General features: G+C 35.5%; 14 protein-coding genes and 1 pseudogene. 13 read left to right on the top strand and 2 right to left on the bottom strand.

Translation table 11 applies throughout. The annotated features are described in order from the left end of the window. The first annotated feature begins 36 nt into the window (after positions 1-36). The 13 genes and pseudogenes from NSU02_RS03285 to NSU02_RS03345 all read left to right on the top strand — a co-directional run bounded on the left by NSU02_RS03285 (position 37) and on the right by NSU02_RS03345 (position 18,563). Positions 37-861, top strand: coding sequence for an ABC transporter permease (locus NSU02_RS03285; RefSeq protein ID WP_339194212.1), 825 nt, complete (start codon positions 37-39; stop codon positions 859-861). A 22-nt stretch (positions 862-883) separates the two neighbouring features. Continuing rightward, on the top strand, positions 884-1,690 hold the full coding sequence (tagH, locus tag NSU02_RS03290; RefSeq protein ID WP_339194213.1) for a teichoic acids export ABC transporter ATP-binding subunit TagH: 807 nt from the start codon (positions 884-886) through the stop codon (positions 1,688-1,690). 224 nt (positions 1,691-1,914) lie between these two features. Continuing rightward, positions 1,915-3,196 (top strand): annotated as a pseudogene (locus tag NSU02_RS03295) (IS110 family transposase). 423 nt (positions 3,197-3,619) lie between these two features. After that, positions 3,620-4,504, top strand: a complete 885-nt coding sequence (galU, locus tag NSU02_RS03300; protein ID WP_339194214.1) for a UTP--glucose-1-phosphate uridylyltransferase GalU — start codon at positions 3,620-3,622, stop codon at positions 4,502-4,504. Positions 4,505-5,206: 702 nt separating this feature from the next. After that, positions 5,207-7,000, top strand: a complete 1,794-nt coding sequence (locus NSU02_RS03305) for an IS1182 family transposase (protein ID WP_339194215.1) — start codon at positions 5,207-5,209, stop codon at positions 6,998-7,000. Between the two features lie 68 nt (positions 7,001-7,068). After that, positions 7,069-9,579 carry a GW dipeptide domain-containing protein gene (locus tag NSU02_RS03310; protein ID WP_339194216.1) on the top strand — a complete coding sequence of 837 codons (2,511 nt, stop codon included), beginning with the start codon at positions 7,069-7,071 and terminating at the stop codon, positions 9,577-9,579. A gap of 477 nt (positions 9,580-10,056) precedes the next feature. Further along, positions 10,057-11,154: a polysaccharide pyruvyl transferase CsaB gene (gene csaB, locus NSU02_RS03315; RefSeq protein WP_339195657.1), complete on the top strand. Its 1,098-nt coding sequence runs from the start codon at positions 10,057-10,059 to the stop codon at positions 11,152-11,154. A 23-nt stretch (positions 11,155-11,177) separates the two neighbouring features. Continuing rightward, positions 11,178-12,689 carry a lipid II flippase MurJ gene (locus NSU02_RS03320; RefSeq protein ID WP_339194217.1) on the top strand — a complete coding sequence of 504 codons (1,512 nt, stop codon included), beginning with the start codon at positions 11,178-11,180 and terminating at the stop codon, positions 12,687-12,689. A 156-nt stretch (positions 12,690-12,845) separates the two neighbouring features. After that, positions 12,846-14,255: an O-antigen ligase family protein gene (locus NSU02_RS03325; RefSeq protein WP_339194218.1), complete on the top strand. Its 1,410-nt coding sequence runs from the start codon at positions 12,846-12,848 to the stop codon at positions 14,253-14,255. 10 nt (positions 14,256-14,265) lie between these two features. Beyond that, complete coding sequence (locus NSU02_RS03330; RefSeq protein WP_144597238.1) at positions 14,266-15,444, top strand: glycosyltransferase family 4 protein; 1,179 nt, start codon at positions 14,266-14,268, stop codon at positions 15,442-15,444. Positions 15,445-15,505: 61 nt separating this feature from the next. Further along, positions 15,506-16,258 (top strand): WecB/TagA/CpsF family glycosyltransferase, encoded by a 753-nt coding sequence (locus NSU02_RS03335; protein WP_144597240.1) that lies wholly within the window; start codon positions 15,506-15,508, stop codon positions 16,256-16,258. Beyond that, a complete protein-coding gene (locus NSU02_RS03340; RefSeq protein ID WP_066246874.1) occupies positions 16,255-17,364 on the top strand; it encodes a glycosyltransferase family 4 protein in 1,110 nt (369 codons plus the stop codon). Before NSU02_RS03335 ends, NSU02_RS03340 begins: the two co-directional genes overlap by 4 nt. Positions 17,365-17,504: 140 nt before the next feature. Then, positions 17,505-18,563, top strand: coding sequence for an MraY family glycosyltransferase (locus tag NSU02_RS03345; RefSeq protein ID WP_066246873.1), 1,059 nt, complete (start codon positions 17,505-17,507; stop codon positions 18,561-18,563). Positions 18,564-18,678: 115 nt separating this feature from the next. On the opposite strand, the gene NSU02_RS03350 is transcribed toward NSU02_RS03345, so the two are convergent. Then, positions 18,679-19,656, bottom strand: a complete 978-nt coding sequence (locus NSU02_RS03350) for an LCP family protein (RefSeq protein WP_339194219.1) — start codon at positions 19,654-19,656, stop codon at positions 18,679-18,681. Between the two features lie 22 nt (positions 19,657-19,678). Beyond that, positions 19,679-20,317: a YigZ family protein gene (locus tag NSU02_RS03355; protein WP_339194220.1), complete on the bottom strand. Its 639-nt coding sequence runs from the start codon at positions 20,315-20,317 to the stop codon at positions 19,679-19,681. Positions 20,318-20,376 lie beyond the last annotated feature (59 nt).

A 20,376-nucleotide genomic window follows, 5' to 3' on the forward strand; every position in this document is an offset into this window, starting at 1 on the left:
ATCAAAAATTTAATGTGAACTTGGAAGGGTATCTATATGAACTCTGTAATTACTGTAATAAAAGAGCAATTGAAACATTTTTACTTGATTAGAAGACTCTCGTTATACGAATTAAAAAGCAAAAACAAAAGCAATTATTTAGGAATGGCATGGGAGGTACTTAACCCAACCATACAAATTTTAATTTATTGGTTTGTGTTTGGAGCGATTAATAAACGAGCTAATGTTAAGATAATGGAGGGCCAGGATGTTTCCTATATTGCTTGGCTGATTGTTGGTTTTATTTTGTGGAATTTCTTTTATCAGGCAACGATTCAAGGTTCAAAATCAATTTATTCTAGGTTGCAAATGCTATCGAAAATGAATTTTCCGATAAGCGTTATCCCTAATTTTGTTATCTTTTCTCAATTTTACGTACATTTATTTATGATGCTTATAGCAATAATTATCCTAAATTTTATGGGATATTATATTAATATTTATTATTTACAATTACTATATTTTATTTTTGCTACCTTTTGTTTGACTTTTTCCATCTCGTTAATAACATCGACCCTGTCGACAATTATAAGAGATGTGCATATGTTTTTAAATGCAATATTACGAATGTTTCTATATTTAACTCCTGTCCTTTGGCCAATCTCCTCTTTTATAGAAAATGATATATTAGTGACTATTATAAAGTTAAACCCGCTTTATTATTTAACTGAAGGTTATCGTGTATCTTTATTTGGAACAGAATGGTATTTTATTACGAATTGGGAATATACGTTTTATTTCTGGGGAGTAGTCATAGTCCTATTTCTTTTCGGTTCTAGAATACATGTGAAATTTAGATCACATTTTATTGACTATTTATAAATTATAAAGGTTTGTGAGAATTATGGAAAAGGCAATTATTGCAAGAAATATAACAAAAAAATATAAACTATATCACAACAATAGGGAAAGAATTTTGGATTTGATTTTTCCAAAAAGCTATGGAGAAGATTTTTATGCACTAGCAGATGTCAGTTTTGAAGCAGATAAAGGTGATGTTATTGGTTTTTTAGGGATTAACGGTTCGGGAAAATCGACATTGTCTAATATAATTGCTGGTATAGTTCCTCAAACATTTGGAACTATACAAGTAAATGGTGAAGCGTCTTTAATTGCGGTAAATGCTGGTTTAAAAAATGATTTAACAGGCAGAGACAATATTGAATTAAAATGTTTAATGCTCGGTTTTAGCAAAGAAGAAATTAAAGAAATGGAACCAAAGATTATTGAGTTTTCCGAGTTAGAGAAATTTATTGATCAACCAGTTAAGTCTTATTCAAGCGGGATGAAATCTCGACTTGGTTTCGCTATTAGTGTTACTGTCAATCCTGACATATTAATAATTGATGAGGCCTTATCTGTCGGAGATAAAGCCTTTGCTGAGAAAAGCTTGGCGAAGATGAAGGAATTTAAAGAAATGGGAAAAACCATGATTTTCGTTAGCCATTCAATAGGCCAAATGAAAGAGTTTTGTGATAAAGCGTTATGGCTGGAATATGGTATGGTAAAAGACTTTGGGTCAATTAATGAGGTTATTCCGAAATATGAAAATTTTATTAAAGAATGGAAAAAGAAAAATAAAGATGAAAGAGAAGCATATATGGCTGCTGCATATGAAAAGCAACGAGAGGTTTTAATGAAATTAACATAAATAAATTAAAAAAATTCAATTATTGTAAAATTATTGCAAATACTAAAATCTCTAATTTAAAAATCGTCAAAAAGATTATTGAAGAAAATCAATTTTTATATTATTCAAGGAGCATTCCTGTAATGAAGAAATTTGAGGTTTGAAACAAAAAGAGCCCTCTTGGTATAGTACAGGGTGTCAATGCATTGCCCCCGAATTAATAAGTTACCAAGGAGGACTCAATAATGAATTATACTCAAAATCGAAAAATCTCGCAAATCACACCATCAACATTAATAATCGGCATTGATATTGCCAAAGACAAACACGTGGCACGGGCACAAGACGATCGAGGAATTGAATTTGGAAAACGCTTGATCTTTGAAAATCGCATACATGGTTTCCAAATGCTTTTAGATTGGGTGAATCGACACCAACAAGAAAATGATAAGAACCATGTGATTTTTGGGGTTGAACCAACCGGACCTTACTGGTTAAATCTCGCTTATTTTCTTACCGCAAAGGGCTATGACTTTGTGCTAGTCAATCCGATGCATGTAAAGAAAAGCAAAGAGCTTGATGACAACTCTCCAACAAAAAACGATACAAAAGACGCCAGAGTGATTGCACAGCTGATAAAAGACGGCCGATACTCCGTACCAAATCTCTTAGGACGGTATTTACGCGGAACTAAGAGAAGGCGTCAAAATAAGAGATCAGCTCACTCAACAGCTTGCCATCACAGAAGGACGTATTCAAAATTTGATTCAACGTTATTTTCCGGAGTTTTTCGATGTTTTCGGAGATTGGAAAGGAAAAGCAGCTCTTTGCACGCTAAAACTGTTTCCATTTCCTTCTCAAATGAAAGAAATGACACCTGAAGAGGTTCTCTCAAAATGGAAGCCATTTGTACAACGAGCAGTTGGAATGAAGCGAGCAACGAAACTAGTAGAAACGGCCAAAAAGAGCATTGGAATTCAAATCGGGATTCAGTTTACCAAACGTGAAATGGAATATCTGATTGACCAATATGAGCTTTATCAAACGCAGTTGGAAGAGTTGGATCAGGAGCTAGAAGCTCTTGTAGAAACGATCCCAGGTGCTAAGCAAATGATGAATATTCCTGGGTTAGGTGTTACAACAGTCGCTCTATTCTTCGCTGAAGTGGGTGATCTCACAAAGTACAGTCACCCTCAGCAATTAGTTAATCTGGCAGGCCTTTCATTACGTGAGCATAGTTCTGGAACATTTAAAGGACAAACCAGAATAACGAAACGGGGACGAAGCAGGCTGCGTAAAGCTATGTACTTAGCGATTCGGCCACTCGTTGCCCATAATCCAACTTTTAAAGCTTTACATCAATACTATACAAAACGATCTGAAAGGCCTTTAAAAAAGCAACAGTCCCTCATTGCTTTGTGTTGTAAGCTATTACGTGTCTTATTTGTCATTGGTCAAAAACAGTGTGAATTTGATGGTTCAAAATTATTGCGAGGGTTACCTCAAATTACCTTACAAGTTGCTTAAACCGATTTATTAACCAACATATTAACTAAATTACGATCGAATACTTCAAGTATTTCTAAAGACAAACACCAATAGTGCCGAGTCGGAGTTTATTTTTACCATACGGGCTTATGACCCAGCCGAGGAGCTTATCCGACCTCCACCTCATGGATACGCAGGACGAAGGAATGTATGGATCTCAATCCGGTGATACATGGGAGGGTTAGCGACCGTGAGATGAGTGGAGATTTTGCGCACGGTCATAACTGTTATTACTAAACAATACCAGTTTGGTTGATAGGATGTCCCCCATCTGTAAGGAATTTAAAGAAATTCAATTTATCACCATGATTTTCGGTGGATCAACTATTAGGTGTCAATGAAATTTAGAGAAGACGGGAGTATTCGGGAGAAAATTAAAGTATATAGAGGGAGGCATTCATTTTGAAAAGAGTACGAAAAGCAATTATACCGGCAGCTGGTTTGGGAACACGATTCCTGCCAGCTACAAAGGCAATGCCAAAAGAAATGTTACCTATTTTGGATAAGCCGACGATTCAATATATTGTCGAGGAAGCGGTAGCATCTGGTATTGAAGATATTATCATTGTTACAGGTAAAACTAAAAGGGCTATTGAGGATCATTTTGATAATGCTTTGGAATTGGAACGCAGTTTGGAGGAAAAAGGAAAATATGACTTGTTGGAAAAAGTTCGGTATTCATCGAATCTTGCTAACATACATTATATCCGCCAAAAAGAGCCAAAAGGCTTAGGGCATGCGGTTTGGTGTGCTCGTAATTTCATTGGTGATGAACCATTTGCCGTTCTCCTTGGTGATGATATTGTCCAAAATGATGTTCCTGCGCTCAAACAATTGATTGATCAATATAATCAAACTTTTTCGTCCATTATTGGAGTTCAACAAGTTCCTGAGGATGAAACTTACAGATATGGGATAATTGATCCATTATCCAATGATGGAAGACTATATCAAGTAAAAAACTTTGTAGAAAAACCTGAACCAGGTACAGCACCATCAAACTTAGCTATTTTGGGACGATACGTGCTAACACCTGAAATCTTTCATTTTTTAGATAAGCAAAAAGTCGGAGCAGGAGGAGAAATTCAGTTAACTGATGCCATTCAAGATCTGAACAAAATTCAGCGTGTGTTTGCATATGATTTTGAAGGTGAACGATATGATGTCGGTGAGAAAATTGGATTTGTAAAAACGACATTACAATTTGCTTTAAGGGATAAGGAATTAAAGCCACAGATTACACAGTTTATTAAAGAATTGTTTGAAAAGGAAAAAATTACTTTGTAACAGTGGTATTGATTAAATGAGAGTACAAATTCTGAACGAAAAAGCTAATAAAACAAATTTATTCAACATCCGTTGTCTTAGACAACGGATGTTTTTAATAGGTTCTATGTCAATTGTTTGGGTGCACACCTTTTTATATGTGTGAAAGTTTGATCAAAGAGATTCGGAAGTGTCATGAACAGTTTAGCAGCTTAGAAGCCGCTGTATTTGACCATTCAAGATTTTTATCGAGAAATGGGCAAGACGAAAGTTGCGAGGATTTGCCGAAACTCATGAAGTGCTCCAGTGAATGTTTGAAGAACATTATTATTAACAAAATGTTATAAATAAAATGCGGTGCGAAGTTTATTGCTTAAAAGTATGTTTACGATGGGCGGGACACTTTATATAAAATGCGATGGGATCCTGATTTTGCTGATGTAAACAAAAGATACGGAAAGCAATATGCTACAGATATCGGTTGGGCATATAAACAAACAGCTAGTATGTAAAATATGTACAAATTACTAGATTCGTATACTTTGGTTCTTGAAATACCGGAGTATAAAAAATAAGTGATAAAAAAGGGGCTGTCCAAAAAGTCAGGGTAACTGACTTTTTGGAGCCCCTCATTTTTTCACTTTTTAAAAAAAATGCACAAAAAAATCGTCCTTTCTAGTAAAATGAAGTTACCACACAACATTACAGAAAGGACGATTTTTTATGAGCAATCAAATGATTACTCGTGAAAATTATAACACACAAATGACACTTCCTCTAGATGGAAAAGAAGAAAAAACTCCTGCCAAAAGAAATTTAGCCCCTACTTTCAAACCATATGACAACCGTCAAGTTCAAATGATTTATGATATTGAATCTCTTATACCCGAACATCACGTGGCACGTGTCGTGGACGAAATGGTGGAGGCGATACCAGATAAACAATTGTTTTCTCATTATAAAGGCGGCGGCAGAAGTTCCTATCATCCCAAAATGATGCTGAAAATCATTCTGTATGCTTATTCTCAAAAGGTTTATTCCTGCCGAGGAATCGAAAAACTCGTTAAAGAAAATATTCCTGCCATGTGGCTTTCAGCGATGCAACAACCAGATTTTCGCACCATTAATGAGTTCCGAGGGGAACGGATGAAAGCTTTCATGGATGAGCTCTTTGAAGTCATGATTCTCAAATTGATAAAAGAACATTACATCACGATGGAAAACTACTTTTTGGATGGCACTAAGATCGAAGCCAATGCCAATAAGTATTCTTTTGTGTGGAAAAAATCCACTTTGAAATTCGAAGAGAAATTAAAAGAAAAAATCCAAGAAACACTAAAGCACATTCATGAATTAACCCAATTAGAAGCCGGAACAGGGCAAAAGGAAAGCGATCAACATACAGAGATCACCGAACAAAACCTGGAGGAAATCGCAAAAGAAATAGAAGAAAAAGTTGAAACGCTAACGGAAGAAATCGAAAAGGAGACCGATACATCCATTCGGAAAGAGAAGCGAAAAAAACGCAGTCAATTAAAGAAATCGGTGAAACAAATTCGGGAAGATTTCCTGCCCCGAATGGCAAGATACAAGGAACAAAAGGAAATGTTCGGTGACCGTAACAGCTACTCGAAAACAGACAAAGACGCAACCTTCATGCGCATGAAAGAAGACCATATGAAAAACGGTCAGCTCAAGCCCGGATACAACGTGCAAATGGGGACAGAGAATCAGTTTATCTTGTTTTATACCATTCATCAACGACCGACCGATACACGTTGCTTTATCCCACATATGGAGAAGCTAGCCTCCAGTTCATTACCGATGCCCAAAACGGTCATTGCGGATGCAGGCTATGGTAGTGAAGAAAACTATGTATATGCAGTTGGTGATGAGAAAGAGCCCCGTTTTGAGTTTCTAATTCCTTATGGGAGCTATGTAAAAGAACAAACACGTACATACAAAAAAGACATTAAAAATGCCAAAAACTGGACCTATTGTGAAGAGGATGATTGTTTTATTTGCCCGAATGGAAGGAGAGTAACGTTTAAAAAATACCAAAACAAAAAGAATCCATCTGGCTATGAACAAAGCTTCAAAATATACGAATGTGAAGATTGTACCGATTGCCCATTGAAAGCGAAATGCACAAAAGCGAAGGGAAATCGTCAAGTTCACTGGAATCCCATCTTCGAAGAAATGAAAGCAAAGGCCAAAACAGCCCTTGAATGTGAAGAGAAAGCCGCCATCTACGCTCGACGCAAAGTCGAGGCAGAAAGTGTGTTCGGTCACATCAAGGGCAATCGGTCGTTCCGCAGATTTTCTTTGCGGGGCCTCGACAAGGTACATGTTGAGTTTGGGATTGTGGCATTAGCCCACAACATACTGAAAGTAGCCGGCATCCGCCAGCTACTTTCAGATAAAAATCGAAAAAATATAAAAGCAAGTGGAGAGAAACGAATTGTTTTTCTCCACTTGCTTCATTTTAGGGACTTATCGGACAGCCCCTTTTTTTAGTTCTTTATTTTTGGGAAAATTGGCCGATAAAATAATATAGAGTAAAAGTTTGGGAAGTAGGAGGTAATATGAAGAATTTTGTTATAGCATTCTTTTCAATTTTTATTGTAATTATTTTTAGTTTTATAGCTCCATCTTATGCAGAAGCTAAAAGCTATCCAGACGTCAATCGTTACATTAATTCGAAAAAATTACCTGTAGCTAGAACAGAATATAATCATATCATGATATTTCCTAAAATGAATTATCGTTATGGCTATGGTCGAGTAGAAGGCGTAGTGGCTCATGAAACGGCAAATGATAATTCGTCAATAACAAATGAAATTAATTATATGGTAAGACACTATAATAATGCATTTGTCCATGCTTTTGTTGACCATTCAAGAATTATTGAAATTCATCCAACTGACTTAAAGGCTTGGGGTGCAGGAAAATATGCCAATCCTCGCTTTGTTCACGTAGAATTAGTAAGAGTTAAGACCTTTGATCAGTTTGCTAGATCTATTAATAACTATGCTAGCTACATTGCAAATATCTTATATAGATATAATTTAGGTGTTACAAGTGCTGAAACCGCTGGCCAGGGAACATTATGGTCACACAGAGCAGTCAGCATCCATTTAGGCGGTACGGATCATGTTGATCCCCATGGATATTTTCAAAAGTGGGGATATAATTGGAATCAATTTGTAACACTTGTTAAACAAAAGTATAATGAGCTAACTGCAAAGAGAAAGCAATATACTAGCAAACTAGGACATATTCGATCACGAAACGTGCGTATCTACCCTAATCCACTTAATCCAGCAAATTATATGGTTGCTGGAGAAAAATATACAAATCAAGTTTACTATATTAAACAAGAAAGCAGCTTAAATGGAATAAAATATTACTTATTGAGTTTAAAACCAAGTAATCGAGAAGGATTAGTGGGTTGGGTCAAGGCACAAGATCTAACTGTTCAAGAACATGTGGGCATTAAAAATAATAAACAGGAGTTTGTAGTTACAGGTGCAGGCAAAGCTTATAATAAGGCTTGGGGAGGCCAAAAAAATATCATATATAATACGTTATCTGCATTTGAAGGGAAACAATTTGTCGTCAATTTAACAGAAAAAGTTGGAAACACGATTTGGTTCAGAGGAAGTTTAAATGGTAAACAAATATGGATCCAATCAAATTATTTATCTAAACAATATGCAACAAGCCTGCTCGGACATATCCGCAATAGTAATGTGCAAATTCACAAAAAAATAGGGGATAGTACATCAAGTTTTAAAGCTGGATCACAATATACAAACCAAGTGTATTATATTAAAAAGCAAGCAATTGTCACTGGTCAAAAATACTATTTGATAAGTTTAAACCCAAGCAGTACATCAGGAGTAGTTGGCTGGGTAAGGGCAGAAAACATGGCGGTTAACAGTCATAAAACAGTGGATAAACAGGGAAAAACCTATTATCTCAAAGGAACCGGCAGCGCTTATCGGAAAGCTTGGGGTGGAAAGAAAGATTTAGTCTATGAAAATCTTTCCCAATTTACAGATCAGGTTTTCCGTGTCCATTTGACGGAAAATGTAGGAAAGAATGTTTGGTACCGCGGAACATTAAACGGCAAAACGGTATTTATTCATTCAAGTTATGTGACAAAAGCCCAAGAAACAGCCACCAGCAAGCTAGGGCATATTCGGACACGACAAGTGAAAATTTATAAAACATTAGGTGATCCATCGACAGCCATTACATCAGGTGCAGAATATACTAATCAAGTGTACTATATTAAAAAACAGGCGTCTGTGAATGGCCAAGTGTACTATTTGCTTAGTCTAAAACCGAGCAGCTCCAATGGTGTAGTCGGATGGGTAAAAGCAGAAAATGTTTCCATAAATACCCACAAAACAGTAGACAAACAAGCAAAATTGTTTACAATCATAGGGACTGGTAGTGCTTATAATAAAGCTTGGGGTGGTAAGAAAAATATTGTTTATACAGACTTATCAGATTATAAGGGAAAAGAATTCAAAGTTGACCTTACAGAAAAAGTTGGTAACAACACTTGGTACAGAGGTCTTTTAGATAATAAAAAAGTATGGATTCACTCGGTCAACCTAGCTGCTACAAGAACTACAAGCAAGCTAGGGCATATTCGGACACGACAAGTGAAAATTTACAAAACATTAGGTGATCCATCGACAGCCATTACTTCAGGCGTAGAGTATACCAACCGAGTATACTATATTAAAAAACAAGCGACCTTTAATGGAGATTTGTATTATTTAATTAGTTTAGAGCCAAGCAGTATAAATGGTATAGTCGGATGGGTACAAGCAAAAAATATGTCTGTAAATACCCACAAAGCAGTAGACAAACAAGCAAAATTGTTTACGATCAAAGGAATCGGTAGCGCCTATAGCAAGGCTTGGGGTGGAAAGAAAGATTTAGTCTATGAAAATCTTTCCCAATATAAAGGAAAGGCTTTCGAAGTACATTTGACTGAAACTGTTGGGAAAAACACATGGTATCGCGGAAGGTTAGATGGAAAAATAGTTTGGATACATGAATCTTTCATAAAGAGGTAAGTGGTTCAAAGTACTGTCCGATAAGCCCTAAAATGAAATCAGTGAAGATAAATGAGTTGTTTTTCTTCACTGACGCTTGTAATTATAGATTTTACTTGAAAGCAGATGTTGCATGTTGGCAACTTTCAGGTTGTGGGCTAATCGAAATTGTAAACTCGACAGTATTCTTTATAAAGAATTCCCTTTCTAGGTTGTGAAAATTCCTAGTAAGGGGATTTTTTTAATTTATTCATTATTTTTAGATTCGAAAAATAATTAAAGATAAACTAACTGATAGTTAACTTTTTAAGGGTTTTGTTTATTAAATGAGGTTACCATTAATTTTGAAAGGAAATAATGAATCATAATTGTTTGCGTTAATATTAATTTATTGTAAAAATTTTTTAAATCCCATATTTTGAGCTTTCTTCAATTGTAAAATAATATCATATCAGCACATAAATATTCACATTTTTGGAGGGGTTGTGTTTGAAGGTCGTGATATCAGGGTTTTTCGGTGCGGGGAATACGGGAGATGAAGCTATATTGGAATCAATGATCGATAATTTAAGGGAGGAAATTGATCCGATTAATATAACTGTTTTTTCACTGTCCCCTGAAGAGACCTCACGGAAGCATCAAGTAAAAAGTATATATAGAGGCTGGCGTCGTGATTTTCTAAAAAAGATTCAGACACTTCGCGAGGCTGATCTATTGTTAAGTGGAGGCGGAGGGCTTTTGCAGGATACATATTCGACAAAATTTTTATTTGGACCTTTGCCATATTATTTATTAATTGTGTTTTTAGCGAAGCTGTGTGGAACGAAGGTAATGTTTTTTTCCCAAGGTATCGGGCCGATTGAAACCCGATGGGCAAAAATTTTAATGAAAATATTTGCAAATATGGCAGACTTTATAACAGTAAGGGATGAGTTTTCAAAGGATTTGCTTATAAAATTGGGGATAAATAAGCCGAAAACAGTCGTAACGGCGGATATTGTGTTTGCTTTTAAAATAAAGCAGGATGATGCCTGTTATAAAAGTTTACCGTTAACAGGTAAAGAAAAAATTATTGCTGTCTCAGTTCGTCCATGGTTTCGTCATCATCAGGCATTTCAAGTTTTAGCGGACGCGCTTGATGAATTAATTGAAAAGGATCAATTCACGCCCGTCTTTGTTCCAATGGAGGGAGAACATGACAGGATACAGTCTGAAAAAGTGATGGGTTTAATGAAGAACCGTGATAAGTGCTATATTTTGAGCACTGACTTTAAACCGCATCAATATTTATATTTTTTTAGGCATGCCAAAATTGCGATTGGTATGCGGCTTCATTTCCTTATCTTTGCCGCCAAAATGGGGACACCGCATATTGGAATAAGTTATGATCCGAAGGTAAAAAACTTTCTGGAAAGAACCGGATTGTGGTGTTATTCTTTTTCAATGGAAAATCTTGAAAAGCAGCGCTTGCTGGAAAACTTCCGGGCAATATTGATGGAGAAACAAAACGTTAAAATGAAATTAACAAAAAGTATTCAAGATTTGCAGCAGGAAGCAAAAAGGAATATTTATCTCATGAAAGAAAACTTTTTGTAAATGTTTATGGCAAAGAAGGTGTCATGATGTCAACACTCAAAAAAGCGGCGATTTGGTCAACGATCTTGGCTATTGTTTTGAAGCTTTCCGGTTTTTTAAGAGAAAGTATCATGGCCAAGGAGTTTGGAGCAAATGAATATACGGATGGCTATTTAATTGCTTTTTCTTTCATAACATTAGTCGTAGCAATGATTTCTAGCGGATTTAATCATGCCTTTTTACCAATATATATAAAAGAGAAGAACAAAAATAGCCAATTAGCAGATCAAAATGCAAATGCTGTATTAAATTATACAGTTTTCCTTTTTTTATGCTTATCGATTGTTGTATTTCCTTTCTATCCAATCATTTTGAAAACTTTATTTCCGGCTATGAATGCAGTAACAGAACATGTAGCTGTAAAAATAACCGCGATTTTCCTGCCTTTTATAAGTTTAATTGTATTAAGCGGAATTTTGGATACGTATTTGCAAAGCAAAAGAAGTTTTATTCCTGCTCATGTATCAAAATTGCTGCCAACGTTGTTTGCCGCAATATTTGCATTGACATTATCGGAAGCATTAGAAATTTACAGCTTAATTTACGGATTTATTATCGGTACCCTTTTGGGTGTGTTCATTCAATTTTTTTATTTAAAAAAAAATGGCTATCATTGGGCATTTACTTTTAATATAGAGAGGCAATTTCGAAAAAGCATCATTGTATTATTTCTCCCTTCAGTCGCCAATTCGGTAGTCGGTCAAATTAATATGTTCGTTGACAAAATTTTTGCTACAAGTACAATTAGCGGAGCTGTCACATATTTAAACAATGCTTCATTAATTGTAAGCATTCCCTTCACTATTTTCAGCACAACGATTGCGGCCATTATATTTACGATTTTGTCTGAAAAGTCAGAGGACGATCGAAGCTTTGAGAGAACCGTATTTCTTGGCGTTGAATCATCCGTGCTATTTTTATTGCCTGTAACAATCGGTGTAATGTTGTTGGGGGATTTAGCCATTTCATTTGTATATGAAAGAGGAGAATTTACCAGTGCGGATACGAAAAAAACGTTTGCCGCCTTAATTTATTATGCACCATTAATTTTATTACAGGGTACACAATCGGTAGTTTCTAAAGCGATCTATGTAAAAGAAAAGACAGTATTTCTGTTTATAGTTAGTGTAAGTACAATAGTGCTCAATGTTATTTTAAATTATTTTTTTGCAATAAAACTTGGATATATTGGTTTAGCTTTATCGAGCTCCATTGTTTCATTATACTATCTTGCTTTGACAATCATTTACGTTTATCGCCAATTTCACGTTAGCGAGCAAAAAAAACTTTTGCAGCTTTTAGTAAGGATTGTAGTTCCATGTGTAATGATGGCTGCCGTTATTATTTTGATAAGAAGAGCGGCATTTTTACAAAATGTTTATTCATTATTTCAGCTGCTGGTCATTTCTATAGTTGCAGCTATTGTCTATGCAATTGGCATATATTTTTTCTATCGAGACGGATATAACCGCTTTAAAAAGCTGCTAATGAAATAATAATGGTGAAATCTTTACGATATTTTAATACTCTGTTTGCAAAAATCAATAATTTCTTAAAAATGGTTTGTTATGATTACTGGTATTAAAACATAATAAATTAGAAAAGATGATGATTGGGTGATAATGATGGAACGGTTAAGGAACTCGTCGTTCATGATTTCGCTAATATTATTGGTAGCAGCTTTATTTACCTCTAATCAATATATTGGCTATTTCATTTCCTTGCTCATTATTGCATTAATTTCGGTAAATTGGAAATCTGCCATTTTTGTTTTGATCATCTATTTCCCTATTCGCCCATTTTTAATTGAAATGAACCCGGGATTGAAATATTTAGGGGACGGAATCATTTGTGTGTTATTTTTCCTTATTGTCATACAAAAAGTTATCATACATAAAGAACGGTTTGGACGCACTTTTTTATTTTCAGTCTTTTTTCTTCTCTTTTGTTTAATTGGTGTTGTTTCAGCATTCATAACAGGAGTGGAGATAACTTCCATTATTTTTCAAATCAGGGCATTCGTACTTACTTTTTTATGTATGTTCATTATTAGTGAATTGAAAATTACTGAAAAAGACATTGCCCAATTTTTTCTTGTGACTGTCTGTTTAGCAACTGTTTTATCTGTTCATGGCTTAATTGAAAAGCTATCATTACGCACATTGCTTCTTCCAGAAGCGTGGGTTCAAATGGATTTGGCAGAAACAAACCGAATTCGCATTTATGGACTTGCCGGAAATCCGAACATTTTAGCGACGTATTTAATGATTTCATTTTTTTCGGTTTTTTATTTAATCAAAAAGTTTGATCGTTTTAAACCACTTTTATATGTGATCGCAACGCTAATTTTTGGCGTTGTGTTATTGACCTATTCAAGAGGTACGATTCTTTCATTCGCAATTGCTTATCTTGTTTTTATTGCTGCAACACGTCAGTGGAAATTAGTGAAATCACAAACCATTGTGATTGCGGCTGCATTGTTTATCATATTTTTGCCGACTGCTTATACTGCTGAATATATAGAAAATTATTTTAATGACAAGCAGCTGGCAGAGCAATCTCAGAAAAAGATACATAAAGAGAATCGTTATTTCGACATGTTTTCAGATGATACCATTTCAAAAAGCACAGAAGGTGGCAGAATTTTTATTATTAAAAAGGGAATAGAAATTTTTAAAGAACATCCGCTGATTGGAACCGGCTTTGGAACTTACGGCGATTCAGCCTCATGGGCGTTTGGTTCTCCGATTTTAAAGGCTTATGGAATTCAAAATCCAATCTACTCCGATAATCAATATATACAAATTTTAGTTCAATCAGGTGTAGTTGGCGCTTTGTTTTTCTTTCTTTTTTTTGTAATGGTAATCATAACGATTATTCGCAGTAATCGCGAAAAAATGGAAAAATGGATAGTATTAGCATTTCTAATTGTTGGTGCAACAGCCGCAGTATTTTACAATATTTTGGAAGATAAAACATTTACACTTTATTTTTATATTGTCTTGGGCTTCTTATTAAACAAACACAGGAAATTTTCGCTTCCATTCAATCAAAAAATGTAGGGGATGAGTTATGAATATCTTAATGACAACAATTTTTGACATTCCACATGAGGGTGGTTTATCAACACATGTTCTAACTTTAAAAAATGGATTAGAAGAGCTTGGGCATAACGTCGATATATTGTCATTTTCTAGTATGAATCCCATTTTGAAAAAAATTTATGCACAAGCGCCAGGATATTTACTTAATAAGATTCAAAAAGGAAAAGGACAGGTGATCAATGATGGCCAACGGAAAAAAATGTTGAAATCGATATTGAAAAAAACAAAAAAGCGTTATGACGTCATCCATTGCCATGATGTGTACGCTGCTCTTGCAGCTGTTGAAACAAACATGCCAACGGTTGCGACTGTACATGGATATTTTTCATATGAAGCGATCAGCAGGGGAGCAATTTTGAAGGATAGTAAAGAAGATCAATATATTCAGCTGATTGAAAAGGAGGCATATGAAAAAGCGGACCATTTAATAGCAGTTGACACAAGAATTCAACAATATATTTTTGATAAAACAAATAAAAAAGCGACCGTTATAAAAAATTTTATCAATACAAATGAATTTAAGCCGCAATTATATCATAAACAAGAAGTTCGAAAACGTTTGGGCCTTCCAGAAAACAGGAAGATCTTATTTGTACCACGAAGATTGACGGAGAAAAACGGGGTCATTTATCCAACACTCGCACTCCCTAATGTATTAGAAATATTTCCAGAAACGTTTTTAGTTTATGCTGGCACAGGAGAGCAAATGGAAAATATTTCAACAAAAGTGCAACAATTACAATTAGAACATCATGTTCAGCTACTAGGCTCTGTTCCTCATGACCAAATGATGCAGCTTTATTCCGCGGCTGATGTTGTGCTAATACCCAGCGTTCACTCCTATGGAGTAGAAGAGGCGACATCGATTTCGGCCTTGGAAGCGATGGGATCTGGTTCTCCCGTCATAGCTTCAGCTGTCGGTGGATTGAAGGAAATAATTAATGATCAGAAGGATGGTCTATTAGTAGAAGAAAAAAATCCAGAGGAGCTTTCGGCAGCAATTATAAAATTGCTCAAAGATCCGCAATTAAGCCAAAATCTTGCTAAACATGCAAGGGAAAAAATTGAACGAGAATATTCGCATATTGAAGCAGCCAAGAAAGTTTCTGAAATATATAATCAAGTACAATTGAAAAAGATTTGTTAAAAAAGAATAAAATGATTCCTATACTTTCCTAAGAAGGGGTTATGAGAATTTGGGGATGACTATGAAAGAAAAAGTAAACATTTTAGGAATACCTTTTATAAAAACTAAAAGAGAAGAATTAACAAAATTGCTTATTGATAAAATGGATTATCAAGAAAAATGCTTTGTTGTGACGGCCAATCCGGAAATTGTTATGCATGCCCAAAAAGATGCTGAATATCAAAAAACTGTTCTTTCAGCAGATTATATCGTACCGGATGGAATTGGAATAATTATTGCTTCACGGATAATACGGGATTATTTGCCGGAGAGGGTGGCTGGCTTTGATTTGATGATGGATTTGTTAAGTGAAATTAACAAACGGAAGAAAAAAATTTTTTTACTTGGGGCAGAAGTTGCAGTTGTAAAAAAGGCGGCTCAAAAAATTTCTGAAAGGTTTCCGCAAATTCAAATAGTCGGTTATCATCATGGATATTTTCAATTGGACGATCTAGAAATAGCACAAAAAGTTCTTCATTCGGATGCAGACTTAATTTTGGTTGCATTAGGTTTTCCAAGACAAGAAATGTGGATTTCTAAATATTATCAAATGTTTACTAAAGGCGTTTTTATTGGTGTTGGCGGCAGTTTCGATGTTTTGGCTGAAAAAGTAAAAAGAGCACCTGTTTTATGGCAAAAATTAAATATTGAATGGCTTTATCGGCTCATTCAACAACCTTCCCGTTGGAAGCGCATGATAGCATTGCCGCAGTTTCTTATCAAAATTATATGGTTAAAATTCAAAAAAAATGTGAGGATGAGGTTAAATTTATGAAAGTCCTGCATTTAAATGCTGGAAATGAAACAGGCGGAGGCATGGTTCATATTTTGTCATTATTGAAAGAATTCAATAGGGACGAATTCATTCTAGGCGTTTTTGAAGAAGGGAAGCTTCTTGAGAAAGCAAATGAATTGGGGATAAAGACAGTTTTATTTCCACAAAAAACGAAATGTGATATTACTATCGTAAAAAATATCGTACAATTTATCCGTGAGCATCACATCGATATGTATCATACCCACGGTCCGAGAGCAAATGTAATAGGGGCACTAGTACGCTTATTCACTCCCTGTAAATGGATTGTGACTGTTCATAGTGACCCAAGACAAGATTTTATTGCCAAGGGGTTTATCGGAAAAATGCTTTCAAATTTAAATATATTCTCCTTTCGCAGAGCTGATCATATTTTTGCGATTTCCGAACGTTTTAAAAAAATATTAATTGATTTACAAATCGAAGAAAGAAAAATAACAACGATCTTCAATGGAATAGATTTTTCGAAAACGCTGGAACCACCCTATAAGCGGGAGGAGTTTAATTTAAGCAAAGATGCTTTTGTGATTGTGATGGTTGCCCGGCTGGAAAAAATAAAGGGGCACCTTATAGCATTTAAAGCATTTAAACAGGTGCTTCAAAGCTGTCCGTCAAGCCATCTGCTATTGATAGGAAGCGGTTCGTTAGAAAATGAGTTGAAACGAAAAGTTGTGAAAGAGGGGTTGCAAAACCGGGTCCATTTTCTTGGTTATAGAGAAGATGTAGAGAGAATTTTGCCAATTGCAGATGTACTATTGCTTTCATCGTTTAGTGAAAGTTTTCCGCTTGTCATTTTAGAAGCGGCTAGAGCCAAAATACCTGTCATAACAACGAATGTCGGCGGCGTTCACCATTTAATTTCCGATAAAAGCTTAGGCTGGATTGTCCCGATCGGCGATCATGAAAAATTAAAAAGATCTATAATGGAAGCTTCTGCATTAAAAAAACGGGGAAAATTGAAAGAATTTGGTGAAAGGCTTTATTTAAAAGCTTCTAAAAATTATTCGATTCAAAAATTTTCCGAAAGCATTTACAGTACCTATAAAAAAATATTAGATATTATGTGAAAAGGTGCAAAGGTTTGCGCTGATCGTCTGCTACTTGTGGTATAATCTAAAATGGTGTTGTGGAATTTTTTTGCTAGGGTTCCTAAAGCGTATGGAGATTTGAGATGTGGTTACATTAAGGGTTGAGGAGGAAAATTTTAATGATATATATATCCTTGATCATTTGTTTTGTCGTTTCTGTTCTCATAACACCAATTATAAAAAAATTTGCTTTTAAAATCGGAGCTGTTGATAAACCTAATAATCGAAAAGTACATAGCAAGTTAATGCCAAGAATTGGCGGATTAGGAATATTTGTGTCGTTTTTGGTCGGATTTTTACTTTTAAGGCCGGAAAACCAATACAGCATCCCGATTTTAATTGGAAGCTTCATTATTGTGATTACCGGCATAATTGATGATATTTATGAAATATCTCCAAAATTTAAATTATTAGGACAAGTATTAGCTGCATCCATTGTCATTTATCATGGTTTAGATGTTGAATTTATTAATTTGCCTTTTGGAGGCCAGATCGAATTTGGAATTTTTACGATACCGATTACTTTATTATGGATTGTCGGGATTACAAATGCGATCAACCTTATTGATGGCTTAGATGGATTGGCAGCAGGAGTGTCATCCATTGCGATTATTACCATTTTTGTGATGGCAATTATTATGGGGGATTTTTTCGTTGCCGGCATGTGTTTAATTTTGTTAGGGAGTACGTTAGGGTTTCTTGTCTATAATTTTTATCCCGCCAAAATTTTCATGGGGGATACTGGAGCATTATTTTTAGGATATATGATTGCTGTACTTTCATTGTTGGGATTCAAAAATGTCACCTTTATATCATTTATTGTACCAATTATTATTCTAGGAGTGCCAATCTCTGACACGTTTTTTGCTATTATTCGCCGTATCGTGAGGAAAAAACCATTGTCTTCTCCTGATAAATCACATCTGCATCATTGTTTGTTAAATTTAGGTTTTGGACATAGGGAGACTGTTTTAATCATTTATACAATGAGTGCAATTTTTGGAGGAGTAGCCATCATTTTTTCGCAAGCGACAATGTGGGTTTCATTAATTGTCATTTCGATTTTATTGATTGCCATTGAATTGGTGGTTGAGATAACAGGATTAATTGGTTCAAATTACAAACCGATATTAAAGCTGTTTAGAGAAATAAAAGTTGAAAATATGAAAAACCGATAAATAAGCAGAAGAGATTGTAATGAATTTTTGTTCCATTACGAATCTCTTTTTTTGTTTGCACATGATCATTTACAGGAATAAAAAAATCAGGCTTCCCGCCTGATTCATACAGAAATCATTGATCTAGGTTTGATGACAGCATGGCGTTGTACTCCAAATGCTCTCTCAACTCCGTTGAAACTTCTTCCAAAGAATCCTCTTCCAGTTGGTAATAGTAAGTCCCATTGATTGGATTGTCATACCCGTCAATCGTTAAGGATTCAATGCTGCTGATGGAACCGGCGTATTTTTGCAACGCCAAGATATTGCCAATGCTGAAATTGGTTGTTAAGTTTTTCCCTAAAGAATCGATGATGTCGTCATATTTCGTTATGGCTGATAAAGAGGAGCTCTTTTCAATGATTGCTTTTATTACTTCTTGCTGCCGCTTCCCTCTACCGATATCACCTAATGGATCCTTTTTGCGCATGCGGACATAAGCTAAAGCTTCTTCACCGTTTAACGTTTGAACGCCTTTCTTAATATGGATGGCGTTCTTTCGCCCTTTGCTATCTTGCTCAGTAAATTCTCTGTCGCTGTTCACTTCAACTCCGCCAAGAGCATCTACAATATCAATAAAAGCGTTAAAATTTAATTCAACATAATAATCGACGGGAATATTCAACAAGTTTTCAACTGTCTGAACCGTTAAATCTTTTCCACCAAAGGCATGGGCGTGTGTAATTTTATCCAGATTATGTCCTGGGATTTCCACCCTTGAATCTCTAGGGATGCTGACCATTTTAATCGATTTTTCATCTTTATTAAATGATGCCAGGATTAAGGCGTCAGATCGGCTTTTCTTTTCACCTGGCCGCGCATCGACTCCAATGAACAACACCGAAAAATTATCTTTTTTCGGATCAACTGGTTGTTCCCTTAATTCAGATTTCCTTCCTCTCTCCAGATCTTCTTGTGCTAGAAAAGAAGCATTAGCTAATTTGATCGATAGATAAACGGCGTAACCGCCAGCAATTAAAAACAGGATTAAAAATAAACAGCCAAAGACTCTTAATTTTTTTTTCTTTTTCTTTTTTCTCGTTCTTCTATTCATGTCTAACTCCTTGTTTTTAAATTTAGTTTTTAACCTTCTCCTCCAAATATACTAAGTCGCCTTCTTTGATCACACATTTCCCATTGGTGAGATCGGTCATCCAGTCTTTGAAGCTTTGAACCTGGCCTTCCTCTACATATGTTTCAACTTCCACATGATCGGTATAGTAGATGTCTTTCAGCTTATAGACAGACGAGCGCAATTCGTTTTCGATTTTGCCGAGAAAGCTGTAATCGAATGTGGTTCGAATAATTTTCATTAGCTTGCGTTCAACGATGCCAACGTGGTCAATGGCTTCTGAAACAGCTTTTCCGTATGCACGGATCAGCCCGCCGGCGCCGAGTTTAATCCCGCCGAAGTAACGGGTGACAACAACGACAGTGTCTTTTAGTTGTTTCTTTTTCAACACTTCAAGCATCGGCACTCCTGCTGTTCCGCTTGGCTCTCCGTCGTCGTTCGCTTTTTGAATTTGGTCATGCTCTCCAATTAAATATGCGGAGCAGTTATGTGTGGCATCCCAATGTTTTTTTTTGATTGTATCAATAAACTCTTGAGCTTCTTTCTCAGTTTTGGCACGATTAATATAGCAGATAAATCGTGATTTTTGAATCACGATTTCATGCTCTCCAAAACCAGCTACGGTATAATAGGAGGAAAGCAATTGTGTATCACCTCCGCAGAAGAAACAAAACGGCATAACTTTTTTTGACAAAAATCGAC

The organism is Aeribacillus sp. FSL W8-0870 (genome assembly GCF_037963755.1).
Taxonomy (GTDB): Bacteria; Bacillota; Bacilli; order Bacillales; family Aeribacillaceae; genus Aeribacillus; species Aeribacillus composti.